16 protein-coding genes are annotated in these 15,489 nt (G+C 72.2%); 7 read left to right on the top strand and 9 right to left on the bottom strand.

Features of this window, described 5'->3' with window-relative positions:
• Positions 1–71: 71 nt before the first annotated feature.
• Entirely contained in the window at positions 72–890 is an 819-nt protein-coding gene (gene infC / locus BS75_RS35655; RefSeq protein ID WP_231607991.1) for a translation initiation factor IF-3, read from the bottom strand.
• 414 nt (positions 891–1,304) lie between these two features.
• On the opposite strand from infC, the gene BS75_RS35650 reads away from it, so the two are divergent.
• Positions 1,305–1,682 carry a DUF1844 domain-containing protein gene (locus BS75_RS35650; protein WP_034091163.1) on the top strand — a complete coding sequence of 126 codons (378 nt, stop codon included), beginning with the start codon at positions 1,305–1,307 and terminating at the stop codon, positions 1,680–1,682.
• Here BS75_RS35650 and BS75_RS35645 read toward each other — a convergent pair.
• On the bottom strand, positions 1,679–2,434 hold the full coding sequence (locus BS75_RS35645) for an SseB family protein (protein ID WP_034091162.1): 756 nt from the start codon (positions 2,432–2,434) through the stop codon (positions 1,679–1,681). The two genes, BS75_RS35650 and BS75_RS35645, sit on opposite strands and share 4 nt — an antisense overlap.
• Positions 2,435–2,567: 133 nt before the next feature.
• Here BS75_RS35645 and BS75_RS35640 point away from each other — a divergent pair, with 133 nt between their 5' ends.
• Entirely contained in the window at positions 2,568–3,557 is a 990-nt protein-coding gene (locus tag BS75_RS35640) for a serine hydrolase (RefSeq protein WP_034091161.1), read from the top strand.
• Between the two features lie 61 nt (positions 3,558–3,618).
• Positions 3,619–4,824: an amino acid deaminase/aldolase gene (locus tag BS75_RS35635; protein WP_034094456.1), complete on the top strand. Its 1,206-nt coding sequence runs from the start codon at positions 3,619–3,621 to the stop codon at positions 4,822–4,824.
• Between the two features lie 314 nt (positions 4,825–5,138).
• Here BS75_RS35635 and BS75_RS45195 read toward each other — a convergent pair whose 3' ends face one another.
• Positions 5,139–6,092 (bottom strand): DUF2510 domain-containing protein, encoded by a 954-nt coding sequence (locus BS75_RS45195; protein ID WP_052070131.1) that lies wholly within the window; start codon positions 6,090–6,092, stop codon positions 5,139–5,141.
• A 207-nt stretch (positions 6,093–6,299) separates the two neighbouring features.
• On the opposite strand from BS75_RS45195, the gene BS75_RS35620 reads away from it, so the two are divergent.
• The gene (locus tag BS75_RS35620) at positions 6,300–6,485 is read left to right on the top strand and encodes a hypothetical protein (protein ID WP_034091158.1); all 186 of its coding nucleotides are present in this window, start codon (positions 6,300–6,302) and stop codon (positions 6,483–6,485) included.
• Positions 6,486–6,564: 79 nt separating this feature from the next.
• Here the strand turns inward: BS75_RS35620 and BS75_RS35615 are convergent, their stop codons facing one another.
• The 5 genes from BS75_RS35615 to BS75_RS35595 form a co-directional block, all read right to left on the bottom strand.
• Positions 6,565–7,794 (bottom strand): glutathionylspermidine synthase family protein, encoded by a 1,230-nt coding sequence (locus BS75_RS35615; RefSeq protein WP_034091157.1) that lies wholly within the window; start codon positions 7,792–7,794, stop codon positions 6,565–6,567.
• 5 nt (positions 7,795–7,799) lie between these two features.
• A complete protein-coding gene (locus BS75_RS35610) occupies positions 7,800–8,159 on the bottom strand; it encodes a hypothetical protein (protein WP_052070128.1) in 360 nt (119 codons plus the stop codon).
• Between the two features lie 102 nt (positions 8,160–8,261).
• Entirely contained in the window at positions 8,262–9,068 is an 807-nt protein-coding gene (locus tag BS75_RS35605) for a 3-oxoacyl-ACP reductase (protein ID WP_034091155.1), read from the bottom strand.
• A gap of 9 nt (positions 9,069–9,077) precedes the next feature.
• Positions 9,078–10,463, bottom strand: coding sequence for an aldehyde dehydrogenase family protein (locus BS75_RS35600; RefSeq protein WP_034091154.1), 1,386 nt, complete (start codon positions 10,461–10,463; stop codon positions 9,078–9,080).
• 5 nt (positions 10,464–10,468) lie between these two features.
• Positions 10,469–11,830 (bottom strand): glutamine synthetase family protein, encoded by a 1,362-nt coding sequence (locus BS75_RS35595; RefSeq protein ID WP_034091153.1) that lies wholly within the window; start codon positions 11,828–11,830, stop codon positions 10,469–10,471.
• Between the two features lie 81 nt (positions 11,831–11,911).
• Between BS75_RS35595 and BS75_RS35590 the strand changes: the two genes are divergently transcribed.
• Both BS75_RS35590 and BS75_RS35585 read left to right on the top strand, forming a co-directional pair.
• Positions 11,912–12,688, top strand: coding sequence for a FadR/GntR family transcriptional regulator (locus BS75_RS35590; protein ID WP_152645650.1), 777 nt, complete (start codon positions 11,912–11,914; stop codon positions 12,686–12,688).
• 133 nt (positions 12,689–12,821) lie between these two features.
• Positions 12,822–13,538: a gamma-glutamyl-gamma-aminobutyrate hydrolase family protein gene (locus BS75_RS35585; RefSeq protein WP_034091152.1), complete on the top strand. Its 717-nt coding sequence runs from the start codon at positions 12,822–12,824 to the stop codon at positions 13,536–13,538.
• Here the strand turns inward: BS75_RS35585 and BS75_RS35580 are convergent.
• Positions 13,529–14,425, bottom strand: coding sequence for an oxidoreductase (locus BS75_RS35580; protein ID WP_034091151.1), 897 nt, complete (start codon positions 14,423–14,425; stop codon positions 13,529–13,531). The genes BS75_RS35585 and BS75_RS35580 overlap by 10 nt on opposite strands.
• A 65-nt stretch (positions 14,426–14,490) precedes the next feature.
• Here BS75_RS35580 and BS75_RS35575 point away from each other — a divergent pair, with 65 nt between their 5' ends.
• Positions 14,491–15,444 (top strand): 5'-3' exonuclease, encoded by a 954-nt coding sequence (locus BS75_RS35575; protein ID WP_034091150.1) that lies wholly within the window; start codon positions 14,491–14,493, stop codon positions 15,442–15,444.
• The last annotated feature ends 45 nt before the right edge of the window (positions 15,445–15,489 follow it).

The following is a 15,489-nucleotide window of genomic DNA, read 5'->3' as shown; positions in this document are numbered from 1 at the left end:
GCGGACGGGAACGCTTGTGGATCTCCTGGGTTCTCCGGCGGGTGCCGGAGAACCGGGGTGGACGCGGCAGCCTAGCTGGCTGCCGCCTCCGGGGTCTCCTCGGTCTCGACGACCTCGGCGGCCTCGACGACGTCGTCGGCTGCCTCGTCGGCCGCCTCGACCTCGTCGTCAGCCTCGACGGTCTCGTCGAGCACCTGCTCGTCGAGGTCGTCGACCTCGTCGCCCTCGGCCGGGCGGCCCTGACGCTCGGCCTTGCGGATGGCTGCTGCCTCGCGGGCCTCGGCCATCGCCTCGGTCTTCTTCTTGTGCGGGCCCAGAACCATGATCATGTTCCGGCCGTCCTGCTTGGGGTTGGACTCGATGAAGCCCAACTCCTCAACGTCCGAGGCAAGTCGCTGCAGAAGCCGGAAGCCCAGCTCGGGGCGGGACTGCTCACGACCACGGAACATGATCGTGATCTTGACCTTGTCACCCTGCTTGAGGAACCGAACGACGTGACCCTTCTTGGTGTCGTAGTCGTGCGGGTCGATCTTGGGGCGGAGCTTCATCTCCTTGATGACCGTGTGCGCCTGGTTCTTGCGCGCCTCACGGGCCTTCATGGCGGACTCGTACTTGAACTTGCCGTAGTCCATGAGCTTGCACACCGGCGGCCGGGCGGTCGCCGCGACCTCGACCAGATCCAGGTCGTACTCCTGCGCAAGTTCCAGGGCCTTGGCCAGCGGCACGATGCCGACCTGCTCGCCACTGGGACCGACGAGTCGCACCTCAGGGACGCGAATCCGGTCGTTGATGCGGGGCTCGGTGCTGATGGATCCTCCTCGGTTGCACCTCGCGACTGCCGACGGCAGTCGCGTGAACAGCGGACTGGTTACCGCCACACAGGGCTTCATTCGTGCCGCGGTGCCGCGCGAGGCGCCTACCGCGGGCACGAAAAAAGCCCCGCATGACACACAGGCGGGGCTCCACACAGACCGGGCACGGCACTGCCAACGGTAGAGTCGGCAGCGCACACGAGGACGATCACGCACCGGAGTGCGGACTGTCCGACCGGAACCCGACGACCCTTGGGTCGATGCGGGTGGGAGGGGAGCCTCCACTTGCGGGCCGGGGTCCTCCTCGCTCCCCTTGCGGAGGCGTGGCTGTACCCGGCCGGTCAGTAGTAAGCATAGCAGCGTCCGGGAGTGGTGCAGAATCCGCCCGTTCCTCCCTCTTTTCCGCCCCGGCCGACCCATCGGGCAGACTGGCGACCCAGAGATACTGCGCCCCAGAGAGGCGCGGTCACCTGCAGCGAAGCGAGTCTCCCCATGAGCAGCCAGCCCGAGTCACCCCAGTCGTCCGACACCGCGGGCTCCGACTTCGACGACCTGACCCGCGACATCGCCGACGTCCCGGCGGTTGAGGTGATCACCACCGTCGCGGTGCACCTGATGAGCGCGGCGGCCGTCAACCTCGGCCTCGCCGAGGACGGCGAGCAGCACAAGGACCTCGACGAGGCCCGCAAGCTGATCACCGCCCTGGCCGGGCTGGTCACCGCCGGCGCCCCGGAGATCAGCAACTTCCACGCGGCCCCGCTCCGGGACGGTCTGAAGTCGCTCCAGCTCGCCTTCCGCGAGGCCTCGCTGGTCCCGGACGAGCCGGGCAACGGCCCGGGCGAGAAGTTCACCGGGCCCGTCTACGGCTAGACCTGCCGGACGTACACCGGGTCGGCGGGCTCGGCCGGAGAGGCCGGCACCACGGCCAGGTCGAGCCCCCGGTCCAGCCGGATCCGCAGCAGCTGGTCCCCGGCCAGCGCCGCGGCCAGCCGCTGCGCCTCCGGGCCGAGCGCGGCGGGGTCCGCCGCCGGGTCCGGGACCAGCGCCAGCATGGCATCGGTGCGCTCGCTGGGCAGCAGGTGGGCGCGGAGCACCAGCGGGAACCCGGCCAGCAGCGCCCGCACCGCCTCCGCGACCGCCGGGTCGCGCAGCGGCGGGACCATCGCCCTGCCCTCGGCCACGGCGCGCATGGCGGCGCCGGAGAGCTCGTAGAAGGCCGGTCCGGCCAGGTCGATCAGCAGCGCGTCGGCCCGCTCCGACCAGGCCGCCTGCACCGCCTGCGCGGCCGGGACCGGCGCGGGCCTGGCGTCCGCCCGCCAGCGGGCCAGCGCCTCCAGCGAGGTGAACGCCGGCAGGCCCTTGCGCCCGTCCGGCGTGTTGATGGTGGGCACCGCCATGTCGCTGGACTTGTCGTGCTTCAGTCCGTCGGCGTCGGTCTCGACCTCGCCGAGGACCGCCACGATCGGCACCATCAGCCGGGCCCCGACCAGGGCGGCCAGCAGCTCGCTCTCGTGCTCGGGCGAGGGGTCGGCCGCTTGGCGGGCCAGGGCCTCCGCGAGCCGGGGGTCGGCCGAGCCGTCGTCACCCGCGAACCCCGGGTCAGGGATGTTCTTGCGCTGCACCCGGTGCAGCGTAGCCGATCCCCAGCGGGCGCCCAGCCCGCACCGAGCCCGCTCCGAGGATCGGTCGCAAGTATCAGGAACTACCCATTAGTTCTTCAGTCTCCTCAAAGCGGCCCTTACTAGCGTCTCGGTCATGTCCATCCGAAGCGTTTCCCGGGCGAGGCTGCTCGGCGCGGTGAGCCTGGTCGCCCTCGTCGGCCTGCTCTCCGTACTGCTGCTGCAGGGGCGTGCCCGTTCGGCCACGCGGACCGACACAATGACCTCCGTGGCCCACTCCGTTCCCACCGCAGCAGCCAAGTCCTCGTCCGCGGCGCCGTCCGAGGCGGCCGCGCCGTCCGAGGCCGCGACACCGACCGCCTCCGCGAGCCCGAGCCCCGCGCCGACGCCGACGCCGACGCCGTCGCCGACCCCGGACGCCGCGCTGCTCGCCGCCGTCGCCCAGGCCCAGAGTCCGACCGCGGTCTCGGTCGCCGTCACCGACCTGAGCACCGGCCGGACGCTGAGCTACGGCGCGGCCGGACACGCCTTCGCCACCGCCAGCATCGTCAAGGTGGACATCCTCTCGACGCTGCTGCTCCAGGCCCAGGACCAGGGCACCACGCTCACCGCCGAGCAGGAGTCACTGGCCACCACGATGATCGAGAACAGCGACAACGACTCGGCCAGCGCGCTGTGGCTCGACATCGGCCAGGAGAGCGGCCTGAACGCGGCCAACCAGCGCTTCGGGCTGACCTCGACCAGCGGCGGCACCGAGGGCAACTGGGGGCTCACCACGACCACCGCCGCCGACCAGCTGACCCTGCTCCGGCAGGTGTTCACCGGCGACTCGCTGCTCTCCCCGGCCTCCCGCTCCTACATCCAGGGGCTGCTGGCCCAGGTCGAGAGCGACCAGCGCTGGGGCGTCAGCGCCGCCGCCAGCGGGAACGACTACGCGGTCAAGAACGGCTGGCTGCCCCGGTCCGCGACCGGCCTGTGGGTGATCAACAGCATCGGCGAGGTCCAGCGCGACGGGCACCAGCTGCTGATCGCGGTGGTCTCCGACGGAAACACCTCCGAGTCGGGCGGCATCTCGCTGGTGCAGTCGGTGGCCCAGGCGGCTGCCGGTTCACTGGGAACCAGCTGACGGTTCGACAGCTGCGGCCAGGACCTACCGGTCGGTACGGGTGCTGTGGCAGTCTTCGCCCATGGTGACCACCACGCCTTCCGCCGACCGGGCTCGGTACGACCGGGCCACCGCCCACCTCGACGCGCCGCTGGCGATCGTGGACCTGGACGCCTTCGACGCCAACGCCGCCGACCTGGTGCGCCGGGCGAACGGCAAGCCGGTCCGGGTGGCCAGCAAGTCGGTCCGCTGCCGCGCACTGCTGGAACGGGTGCTGCGGACGGACGGCTTCCAGGGCGTCATGAGCTTCACCCTGGCCGAGTCCATCTGGCTGGCGCGGGCGGGCTTCGAGGACATCCTGCTGGCCTACCCCTCGGCGGACCGGGCCGGCTACGCCGAGCTGGCCGCCGACCCCAAGCTGGCGGGCGCCATCTCGGTGCTGCTGGACGACCCGGCCCAGCTCGACCTGGTGGACGCGGCCAGGGACGGCGGGACCGAGGAGATCCGGGTCTGCCTGGAGCTGGACACCGCGCTGCGGCTGCTCGGCGGCAGGGTCCGGATCGGCGCCCGGCGCTCGCCGCTGCGGACGCCGGAGGCGGTGGCCGCCTTCGCCGAGCTGGTGCAGCAGCGTCCCGGTTTCCGGGTGGTCGGGCTGATGGCCTACGAGGGCCATGTCGCGGGCGTCGGCGACAGCATCGCCGGACGGCCGTTCCGCTCGCGGATGGTCCAGCTGATGCAGCGCACGGCCCGCGCGGAGCTGGCCCAGCGGCGCGCCGGGACGGTACGCGCCCTGCGCCGGGTGGTGGACCTGGAGTTCGTCAACGGCGGCGGCACCGGCAGTGTGGAGAGCACGGTCGCGGAGGACGCGGTGACCGAGGTGGCGGCCGGCTCCGGCCTCTACGTCCCCCGGCTGTTCGACAACTACCGCTCGTTCCACGGGCGCCCGGCGGCGCTGTTCGCCCAGCCGGTGGTCCGGCGGCCCGGGGTCGGCGTGGTGACGGTGCTCGGCGGCGGCTACCCCGCCTCGGGTGCGGCCGGCCAGGACCGCTCACCCGTCCCCCACCTGCCGGAGGGCCTGCGCTACGACCCCCAGGAGGGCGCGGGCGAGGTGCAGACCCCGCTGCTGGGCCCGGCCGCGGACGACCTGCTGATCGGCGACCGGGTCTGGTTCCGGCACGCCAAGGCCGGTGAACTGTGCGAGCGCTTCGCCGAGTTGCAGCTGGTCCAGGGCGACCGGGTGGTGGAGACCGTGCCGACCTACCGCGGCGAGGGCAAGACCTTCCTCTGAGCCTCCTCCTCCGGCGCCGGCGCCGAGTGGCCGGTCCGGTGCGGTCGACCTAGGGTTGGGCCCACGGCGCACCGCCGATCTCCACCCGTGCACCGGCCGGAGGAGGCCCCCGTGAAGGTGCTGGAAATCATCCTGTTCTCACTGGCCGTGATCGCCATCTTCGCCGGCACAGTGATCTTCTTGATCGGCGGCCTCTCCTACCGCAGCAAGGGCGCGCACCGCCGCTCCTGAGCGCCCGGCCCCGGACGACCGAGCAGCCGCCCACCGGACCAGGATTCCGGTGGGCGGCTGCTCGGCGTGCCAGGGGCGGCGGGTCAGGAGGTGGTTCCCGGGCCCGTGCTGCCGCCGGTGTTGCCGCTGTACTGCTGGATGCCGGCGACGATGGTGTCCATCAGCGAGACGGCCGGGGCCTTGGCGGCGATGTCGAACCCGAAGTGGACGGCGACATAGGCGGTGCCGGCCGCGTTCGGGAAGACCACGTCCTCGACGGTGCCGTTGTTGCCGACCTTGGCGTCGACCTGCCAGCGGATCAGGTAGCCGGACTGTCCGGCCACGGTCACCGACTGTGCCTCCAGCTGCTTGTGGCCGGTGACCGTGCCGTAGGCGCTGCTGACCGCGCCGGGCATGTCGGCCTCGGCCGCCGCCTGGACCCCGCCGCTGGCGGGGATCTTCAGCGTGCTGGTCGAGACTCCGGCCAGGGAGCAGCCGGCGCTGGCCTGGGTGCACTTGTAGGAGCCGTAGCTCAGCTCGGCAAAGCCGCCGGTGACAGTGCCGCCGGTCCAGCCGCTGCCGGGATCCGGCAGGGTGATCCCGTTCGCCATGTCCACCGCCACATTGCTGCCCGTGGACGAGCCGCCGGAACCGCCCGAGCCCGAGCCGCCCGAACCACCCGAGCCCGAACCACCGGAACCGGAGCCGCCCGAGCCCGAGCCGCCCTCCCCGAAGGGATTCTGGCCGCCGGCACCGCCGCTGCCGCCGCTGCCGAAGCCGTGGCTCTGGGCGGCCGAGCTGCTGCTGTTGCTGGAGGAGTTGCCGTCCATGATCAGGTACGTGGCGAGCGATCCGACCCCGAGTCCGAGGATGGCGGCGACCGCGCCGGCGACCAGCGCCGGGCGGCGCTTGCGCACCTTGGGCGCGGCGACGGGCAGCACCGTCTCGGGCTTGGTGCTGACGGTCCAGTCGGTGCCGTTCCACCACCGCTGACCGGGGTTGACGGGATCGCTCGGCTTGGGATCCGGGTACCAGCCGGCAGGTGTTGTCGTACTCACAGGCCGCAATCTATGGCTTGTCCTATAAACAAGTGGTCAATCCCGGCTGAGGATCCGCTGAGAATGTGGCACCGGATGCTCTCACCGCCGACCGCCGGTCACGCTCCGTAGCGCTCCGAGATGCGGGCCAACTCCCGGGCTGCGACGGTGGAAATGCACCTGCCGACGGAGGCGGGTGCGGCAACCTAGACCAGCAGGAGACATCTCATGTCGAAGGTCAAGAACCGCGAACGCAAGCAGCGCGTCCTCGCCAACGCCGGTACGCACTCCGCCGGAGCGCACTCCTCTGAGTACGCCCAGGACCCGGAGATGAAGGCGGCCGAGCCGATGCGGATGCCGTCCGCGTCCGAGCCGGTGGCGCACAAGAAGCAGAAGCGCTACGGCCACAACTGACGCGTCGCGGTGACCGGCGAGGTGCGCATCCTGTGCGGAATGCGCACCTCGCTCCGCGTTCCGGGAGGCCCGTCGCCGATCAGTCGATGATGACGTGCGGCAGGAACCGGGCGTACTCGTCGGTGACCGGTCCGGCGGACTCGCGGATGCCGAGTCCGGCCGCCTCGCCGTCCACGGTCCAGGCGCCGAGGACGACATGGTTGCCGTCGAAGACCGGGAGCGGGGCGAGCTGCTGCCAGCAGTAGGCCTGGTCGGGGTCGAGCGGGGCGGCGGGTACACCCGCGCCGACCAGGCTGATGCCCGCCCCCTCGCGGCCGAGCAGCGGCTTGGCGGCGTAGGACTTCAGCAGCCGGGGACCGTCGAGGTGGGCGGGCAGCAGGTTGGGGTGGCCGGGATTGAGCTCCCAGAGCACGGCCAGCAGCGCCTTGTTGGACAGCAGCATCTTCCAGGCGGGCTCGATCCAGCAGGTGCGCGCGGCGCGGCGGTAGCCGTCGGTGCGGCCGGCCGCCGGGGAACCGTCGAGGGCCGCGCCGTCGAGGCTCGCGCTGTCCACGACATGGCCGCCGAACTCGTCGCTGACCAGCCATTCCCAGGGGTAGAGCTTGAAGATGCTGCGGATCGGGCGCAGTTCGAGGTCGACGAAGCGGCAGCCGGCCGCGTCCCAGCCGATGGACTCCACCGGGACCGGAGCCGTCGCCAGACCGGCCTGGCGGGCGGTCTCCATCAGGTAGGCGGTGGTCATCCGGTCCTCGCCGAGCTCGTCCACCTCGGAGTGGGCGAAGTGCACCGGACCGGGCGGCAGGAGGTGGGCCTGTCGGCGCCAGGCGGCGACCAGCCGTTCGTGCAGCGAGTTCCACTGGTCCGCGCCGGGGAACCGCTCCTCCATCCAGAACCACTGCGGGCTCGCCGCCTCGACCAGGCTGGTGGGGGTGTCGGCGTTGTACTCCAGCAGCTGGGCCGGTCCGCGACCGTCGTAGCGCAGGTCGAAGCGCCCGTAGAGGCTCGGCTGTTCGCTGCGGCGGTGCCAGGACTCGCGGATCAGGGCGACCACCCGGGGGTCGGTGATCCCGAGTTCGGCGAAGCGGTCCCGGGCGACGATGTGCGCGGCGGCCTCCAGGCACAGGGCGTGGAGCTCGTCGACGGTCGCCTCCAGCGCCTCGATCTCGGCGAGGCTGAAGCGGTAGTAGGCGGACTCGTCCCAGTAGGGGCGGAGGCTGTCGTCGGGGTAGCGGGTGAGCGGGTAGACCAGCCCCTGCTCCTCGACGGTCCGCTGCCAGTCCCGGCGCGGTTCGATCCGGTGGCGTTCCATCGTGCTCAGCCCCCGTGGCCGCTGCCGCTGTGGCCGCCGAGGCCGCCCCTGGTGATGCCCTCGCCGCCGCCGTCCCCGCCGCCGTCCTCGCCGCCGGTGGAACCCCTGCCGGTGGTGAGCCGGCTGCCGCCGCTGCCGTAGTAGCGGTGGTAGCCGTTGACGTAGCTTGAGTTGCCTCCCTGCTGGTACCACTCGTAGCGATCACTGTCGCCGACGCCGCCGTCCGGCTCGCTGTTGCACAGCTTGTCGGCGACGTTCCGGTAGTTGGTGGTGTCCACGCAGCGCCGGTCCGGCTCGCTGCCGCAGGAGGTCAGCGCCAGGGCGAGGGTGCTCACCAGGCCGAGGGCGACCGCCCCCGAGCGCATTCTTCGACCTGTCGTTCCGTTCGTGCCGTCCATCGGCCCGGCCCCCGTTCTTACCTGTTTCTCAGTTGCGGGGGCCAAGCCTACGGATCACCTCGTCAGGGCCTACAGCGGGGTGACGTACGCGCCGCCGATGCCGCCGTCGACCAGGAACTCGTTGGCGGTCATGAAGGAGGAGTCGTCGCTCGCCAGGAAGGCCACGGCGGCGGCGATCTCCTCCGGACGGGCGAAGCGGCCGAGCGGGATGTGGACCAGTCGGCGGGCGGCGCGCTCGGGGTCCTTGGCGAAGAGCTCGCGCAGCAGCGGGGTGTCCACCGGGCCGGGGCAGAGGGCGTTGACCCGGATGCCCTCGCGGGCGAACTGGACGCCCAGCTCGCGGGACATGGCCAGCACCCCGCCCTTGGAGGCGGTGTAGGAGATCTGCGAGGTCGCCGCGCCCATCACCGCGACGAAGCTGGCGGTGTTGATGATCGAGCCCTTGCCCTGCCGCTGCATGTACGGCAGCGCCGCCTTGCAGCACAGGTACACGGAGGTCAGGTTGACCTCCTGGACCCGGCGCCAGGCGTCGAGCCCGGTGGTGAGGATCGAGTCGTCGTCGGGCGGGGAGATCCCGGCGTTGTTGAAGGCGACGTCGACGCTGCCGTAGGTGTCGAAGGCGGTCTTGAACAGCGCCTCGACCTGCTCCTGGTCGGTGACGTCGACGCGGACGAAGAGCCCGCCGACCTCCTCGGCGGCGGCCTTGCCGGAGGTCTCGTCGATGTCGGCGCAGACGACGTGCGCGCCCTCGCTCGCCAGGCGGCGGGCGGTGGCCAGCCCGATGCCGCTGCCGGCGCCGGTGATCACGGCGGTGCGGCCGACCAGGCGGCGGCAGACGCTCTCTTCAGCTGCGGTGGTCCCGTTGTCGGTGCTCATCGTGCGGCTCTACTCCTCTGTGCTGATGAAGACGTTCTTGGTCTCGGTGAAGTGTGCGAGCGCGTCCGGACCGAGTTCGCGGCCGAGGCCGGACTCGCCGAAGCCCCCGAAGGGGGTCCAGTAGCGGACCGAGCTGTGCGAGTTGACGGACAGGTTGCCCGACTCCACGCCCCGGGCCATCCGCAGTGCGCGGCCCAGGTCCCGGGTCCAGATCGAGCCGGACAGGCCGTAGCGGGTGGCGTTGGCCAGGCGCAGCGCGTCGGCCTCGTCGGTGAACGGCAGGACCACCGCGACCGGGCCGAAGATCTCCTCGGTGGCGGCCCGGCAGTCCGGGTCCTCGGGGGCCAGCAGGGTGGGCGGGCACCAGAAGCCGGGGCCGGTGGGCGCGGTGCCGCGCGCGGCGACCGGCAGTTCCGGGGTGAGGTAGCCGGTGACCCGCTCCAGCTGGCGGGCGGAGATCAGCGGGCCCATCTCGGTGGCCGGGTCGCTCGGGTCGCCGACCCGGACCGCCTCGATCGCCGGGGCGACCAGGGCCAGGAAGTCGTCGTAGACCTCGCGCTGGACCAGGATCCGGGTACGGGCGCAGCAGTCCTGTCCGGCGTTGTCCAGGAAGGACATCGGCGCGGCGGCGGCGGCCCGGGCCAGGTCGGCGTCGGCGAAGACGATGTTCGGGCTCTTGCCGCCGAGCTCCAGGGTGACCCGCTTCAGCTGCGTGGCGCAGCGGGCCATGATCTCCTTGCCGACCGGGGTGGACCCGGTGAACACGATCTTCCGGACCCCGGGATGGTCGACCAGCGCCCGTCCGGTGACCTGTCCGTACCCGGGGAGGACCTGGAACAGCCCCTCCGGCAGTCCGGCCGCGAGCGCCAGCTCGGCCAGTTTCAGGGCGGTGAGCGGGGTGGTCTCAGCGGGCTTGAGCAGCACCGCGTTGCCGGCCGCGAGCGCGGGCGCGAGGCCCCAGGCGGCGATCGGCATCGGGAAGTTCCAGGGTGCGATGACGCCGACCACGCCGAGCGGCTCGTGGAAGGTGACGTCGAGCCCGCCGGCCACCGGGATCTGACGCCCGGTCAGCCGTTCGATCCCGGCGGCGGCGTACTCCAGCAGGTCGCGGACGTTGCCGACCTCCCACTGGGCGTTGCCGACGGTGTGCCCGGCCTCGGCGACCTCCAGTGCGGCGAGTTCGGCGGTGTGGGCGTCCACGGCGTCGGCGAAACGGCGGAGCAGCCGGGCGCGGTCGCCGGGGGCGAGTGCCGCCCAGCCCTGCTGCGCCTTGGCGGCGCGGGCGACGGCGGCGTCCAGCTGGGCCGGGGTGGTGGCCGGGACGGTGGCGAGCACCGCCTCGGTGGCGGGGTTGAGGACGGTGAGGTGGTCCTCAACCGGAGGCAGGTCGGACATCTGGCTCACATTCGCTCGAAGGAGCGGAATCGCTCCCAGTCGGTGACGGCGGTGTCGTAGGCGTCCTGCTCGACCCGGGCCATGGTCAGGTAGTGCTGGACGACGTCGGCGCCGAAGGCGTCCTCGGCCAGCTTGCTGCCGGACCAGAGCTCGGCGGCCTCGCGCAGGGTGGCCGGCAGGTGGTCGTAGTCGCCGGCGTAGGCGTTGCCGGTGCAGGGCTCGGTGAGTTCGAGCTGCTGCTCGATGCCGTGCAGTCCGGCGGCGATCATGCCGGCCACGGCGAGGTAGGGGTTGACGTCGCCGCCCGGCGAGCGGTTCTCCACCCGCAGCGAGGGGCCGTGCCCGACCACCCGCAGTGAACAGGTGCGGTTGTCCCGTCCCCAGGCGACGGCGGTCGGGGCGAAGGAGCCGGGCCGGAACCGCTTGTAGGAGTTGATGTTGGGGGCGTAGAGCAGGGTGAACTCGCGCATCGCGGCCAGCTGGCCGGCCATGAAGTGCCGCATCAGCGGCGACATCTCGCCGTCCGGTCCGGCGCAGACCGGGGTCCCCTCGGTGGAGCGCAGCGAGAGGTGGATGTGGCAGCTGTTGCCCTCGCGCTCGTTGTACTTGGCCATGAAGGTCAGCGAGAGGCCCTCCTGGGCGGCGATCTCCTTGGCCCCGGTCTTGTAGACCGAGTGCTGGTCGCAGGTGGTGAGGGCGTCGTCGTAGCGGAAGGCGATCTCGTGCTGGCCGAGGTTGCACTCGCCCTTGGCCGACTCGACGGTCATCCCCGCCGCGCCCATCTCGTTGCGGATCCGGGCCAGCAGCGGTTCGACCCGGGCGGTGGCCAGCAGCGAGTAGTCGGCGTTGTACTGGTTGGCCGGGGTGAGCTCGCGGTAGCCGCGGTTCCACGCCTGCTCGTAGCTGTCGCGGAAGACGATGAACTCCAGCTCGGTGCCGGCCCAGGCGGTCAGCCCGTGCTCGGCCAGGCGTTCCAGCTGCCGGCGGAGGATCTGCCGGGGCGAGGCCGGGACGGGGGCGCCGTCCAGCCAGGCGAGGTCGGCAGTGACCAGCGCGGTGCCGGGCTGCCAGGGGGTGCGCCGGAGCGTGCCGAGGTCCGGGACGAGCGCGAAGTCGCCGTAGCCGGTGTCCCAGGACGCCATCGGGTAGCCGTCGACGGTGTTCAGTTCGACGTCCACGGCCAGCAGGTAGGCGCAGCCCTCGCTGCCGTGGGCGAGCACCTCGTCCAGGAAGAACCCGGCGGCGAAACGCTTGCCCTGGAGTCTGCCCTGCATGTCGGTGAAGGCGAGGGCGACCGTGTGGATCTCCCCGTCGGCGACCAGCCGACGAAGATCGTCGACGCCGAGCGGGGCTTGACGAGCAGTCACAATGGGGCCTCCGGATACGTGCGGACCTGGTGGGGCGTTCCAAAGGTATGTCCTTGTACCATTGAAGCGGAAGAGGTGACGATGACGGAGATCGAGGACAGCGACCCGCTGAACGACCCACTGGGCGACCCGCTGGCCGCCGCGCTGCGGCCGGTCCGCTCGGGCAACACCTACGAGGAGACGGTGCAGCGCCTGCTCCAGCTCATCCACCTCGGGCTGGTCCCGGCCGGTGAGCGGCTGCCGCCCGAGCGCGACCTCGCCGAACGGCTCCAGGTCAGCCGGATGACGCTGCGCGAGGCGCTGAAGGTGCTCCAGGACACCGGCATGGTCGAGGTCCGGCGCGGACGCTACGGCGGGGCCTTCGTCCGCCACGCCCCGGAGGCCGGCGCCGCCAACGGCAGCGAGCTGCGCCGCCGCGCCACCCTGCTGGGCGACCGCTTGGAGGACACCCTGCTCTTCCGCGAGGTGCTGGAGACCGGCGCCGCCGAGCTCTGCGCGGCCCGGCGGCCGACCGGCGCGGACGCCCAGCGGCTGCGCGACTGCCTGGCCGCCACCAGGGCCGCCGGCGTCCAGGACTACCGCCGCCAGGACACCCGGCTGCACCTCGCCGTCGCCGAGCTCTGCGGCTCGCCCTCAGTGGCCGCGCAGTACGCCACGGTCCGCGCGACCGTCAACGAACTCCTGGACTGCATACCCCTGCTGCCGCCCAACCTGGAGCACTCGGAGCAGCAGCACGCCCAACTGGTCGCCGCGATCCTCGGCGGCGAGTCCGACCTCGCCCGCACCGTCGTCCGCGAACACCTCGCCGGAACGGCCGCACTGCTGCGCGGCTTCCTGACCCGACCTGAGCCGACCTGAGCTGGCGTGGCCGGACCTGGCCTGGCCCGACCTGAGCTGGCGTGGCCGGACCTGGCCTGGCCCGACCTGACCCGACCTGACCCGCCCGCCCCTACCGACGTCCCTGCATCCTCAATGCCCTTGGGAGGCCGCTGTGCCCCGTCCACTGATCGGTGTCTCGACCTATCTCAACGACGCCAGCTGGCGCGTCTGGAAGGCGGAGCCGGCCGCGCTCCTGCCGGTGCAGTACCCGGCGCTGGTCCGGGCGGCCGGCGGGATCACCGCGATGCTGCCGCCCGACGACCCGGACGTCGCCGCCGCGCTGCTGGACCGGCTGGACGCCCTGGTCATCAGCGGCGGCCCGGACGTCGACCCGGCCCGCTACGGCGCGGCCCCCGGCGTCCACACCGACCTGCCGCCGACCGAGCGCGACGCCTGGGAACTGGCGCTGATCACCGCCGCGCTGGAGCGGCGGATGCCGCTGCTCTGCATCTGCCGGGGCATGCAGCTGCTCAACGTCGCCCTCGGCGGCGACCTGGACCAGCACCTGCCGGACCTGGTCGGCACCGAGGTCCACTCCCCCACCCCCGGCTCCTACGGCAGCCACCCGGTGCTCCCGGTCCCTGGCACCCGGCTGGCCGGCATCCTCGGCGAGACCGCCCAGGACGTCCCCACCTACCACCACCAGGCCGTCAACCGCATCGGCACCGGGCTCACCCCTTCGGCCCACGCCCTCGACGGCACCGTCGAGGCGCTGGAACTCGCCGACGGCTCCGCCATCGGCGTCCAGTGGCATCCGGAGCAGGGCAGTGACATCCGGCTCGCCCAGCACCTGGTCCGGGCGGCCTCGGGGGCTGCGGCTCAGGCGTAGTGGACGCCGGTCAGCTCCTCGGAGACGGTCCACAGCCGTTCCTGGGCCACCTCGTCGTGGGCCGGGACGGCGGTGGCCTTGAGCACAGGGAAGCCGCGGACCTCGAACGGCCCGTCCGGGCCGTAGTAGTGCGCGCCCATGGCGCGGGGATCGGTGGCGGCGCGCAGCGTGGGCAGCGCGCCCAACTCGGCCGGCTGGGCGAACGGGGCGACCGCGTACCGGTTGGCCAACTGCAGCGCGGCAGGGAGGTGGCGGGAGAGCTCGGTCGCGGAGTATCCCGGATGGGCGCCGAGCGCGATGGTCTCCGCGCCGGAGGCGGCGAGGCGGCGCTGCAGGGCGTACATGAACATCAGGTTGGCCAGCTTGGACTGCCCGTAGGCCCTGCTCCGGCTGTAGTGGCGCTCGGACTGGAGGTCGCCGAAGTTGACACCATGTCGGGCGATCCGGTGCGCCAGGCTGCCGAGGACCACCACCCGCGAGCCCGGGACCTCCCGCAGCAGGTCGAGCACCAGGCCGGTGAGGGCGAAGTGGCCCAGGTGGTTGGTGCCGAACTGCAGCTCGAAGCCGTCGGCGGTGCGCTGGTGCGGGGGAATCATCACTCCGGCGTTGTTGACCAGCAGGTCGATCCGCTCGTGTCGCCGGTGCAGCTCGGCGGCGGCCGCCCGGACCGAGTCCAGCGAGGCCAGGTCGAGTTGCAGCAGCTCGGTCCGGCCGCCGATCCGGGCCGCGGCCTGCTCGGCCCTGGCCGGGTTGCGGCAGGCCAGCACGACGGTGGCGCCGCGCTGGGCGAGCCCGGTCGCGGTCGCCAGGCCGAGCCCGCTGTTGGCGCCGGTGACGACGGCCACCCGGCCGCTCTGGTCGGGCATGTCGGCAGTGGTCCACGGCATGGCTGTCCTCCGGAGGTGACGGTGTCGGTCCGGAGGTGTCGCACCTGTCCGGCATCATGAATCCTATGACCGCTCCCGCCCCCCGGCTGATGCTGCTGGACTCCGCCAGCCTGTACTACCGCGCGTACTTCGGCGTGCCCGACTCGCTGCGCTCCCCGGACGGCCGGCCGGTGAACGCCGTCCGCGGACTGCTGGAGTTCATCACCCGTCTGGTCCACGACCACTCCCCCGACCAGCTGGTGGCCTGCTGGGACGCCGACTGGCGCCCGCAGTGGCGGGTGGACCTGATCCCCACGTACAAGACCCACCGGGTCGCCACCGCCGCCGACGGCAACGTGGCGGCGGACGGCGCGGAGGAGGTCCCGGACACCCTCGCCCCGCAGGTCCCGGTGATCGAAGCGGTCCTGGACGCCCTCGGCATCGCCCGCGTCGGCGTCGCCGACTACGAGGCCGACGACGTCATCGGCACCCTCGCCACCCGCGCGACCGGCCCGGTCGACATCGTCACCGGCGACCGGGACCTCTTCCAGCTGGTCGACGACGCCCGGAAGGCGCGGGTGCTCTACCCGGTCAAGGGCGTCGGCACGCTCCAACTCACCGACGACGCCGTCCTGGTGGAGAAGTACGGGGTCACCGGTGCCCAGTACGTCGACTTCGCCGTGCTGCGCGGCGACCCCAGCGACGGCCTGCCGGGCGTCGTCGGCATCGGCGAGAAGACCGCCGCCAAGCTCATCGCCCAGTACGGCACCCTCGCCGACATCCAGGCTGCCGCCATCGACCCCGACTCCAAGCTCACCCCCGCCCAGCGCAAGCGCATCGTCGAAGGCACCGACTACCTCGCCGTCGCCCCCAAGGTCGTCAGCGTCGCCACCGACGTCCCCCTCCCCGCCTTCGACCCCGCCCTCCCCGACGAACCCCACGACCCCATCACCCTCGAAGAGCTCTCCGAACGCTGGGGCCTCGGGAGCCCGATCAAACGCCTCCTCGACACCCTCACCCAGAACGGCAAGAACGCCTGAGACCACTCCGACATCGAGCCGCTTTGAGGGCGCGAAGGTCCGACG

It is taken from the genome of Streptacidiphilus albus JL83 (assembly GCF_000744705.1).
Taxonomy (GTDB): Bacteria; Actinomycetota; Actinomycetes; order Streptomycetales; family Streptomycetaceae; genus Streptacidiphilus; species Streptacidiphilus albus.
This window is presented reverse-complemented; position numbering and strand designations above follow the sequence as displayed.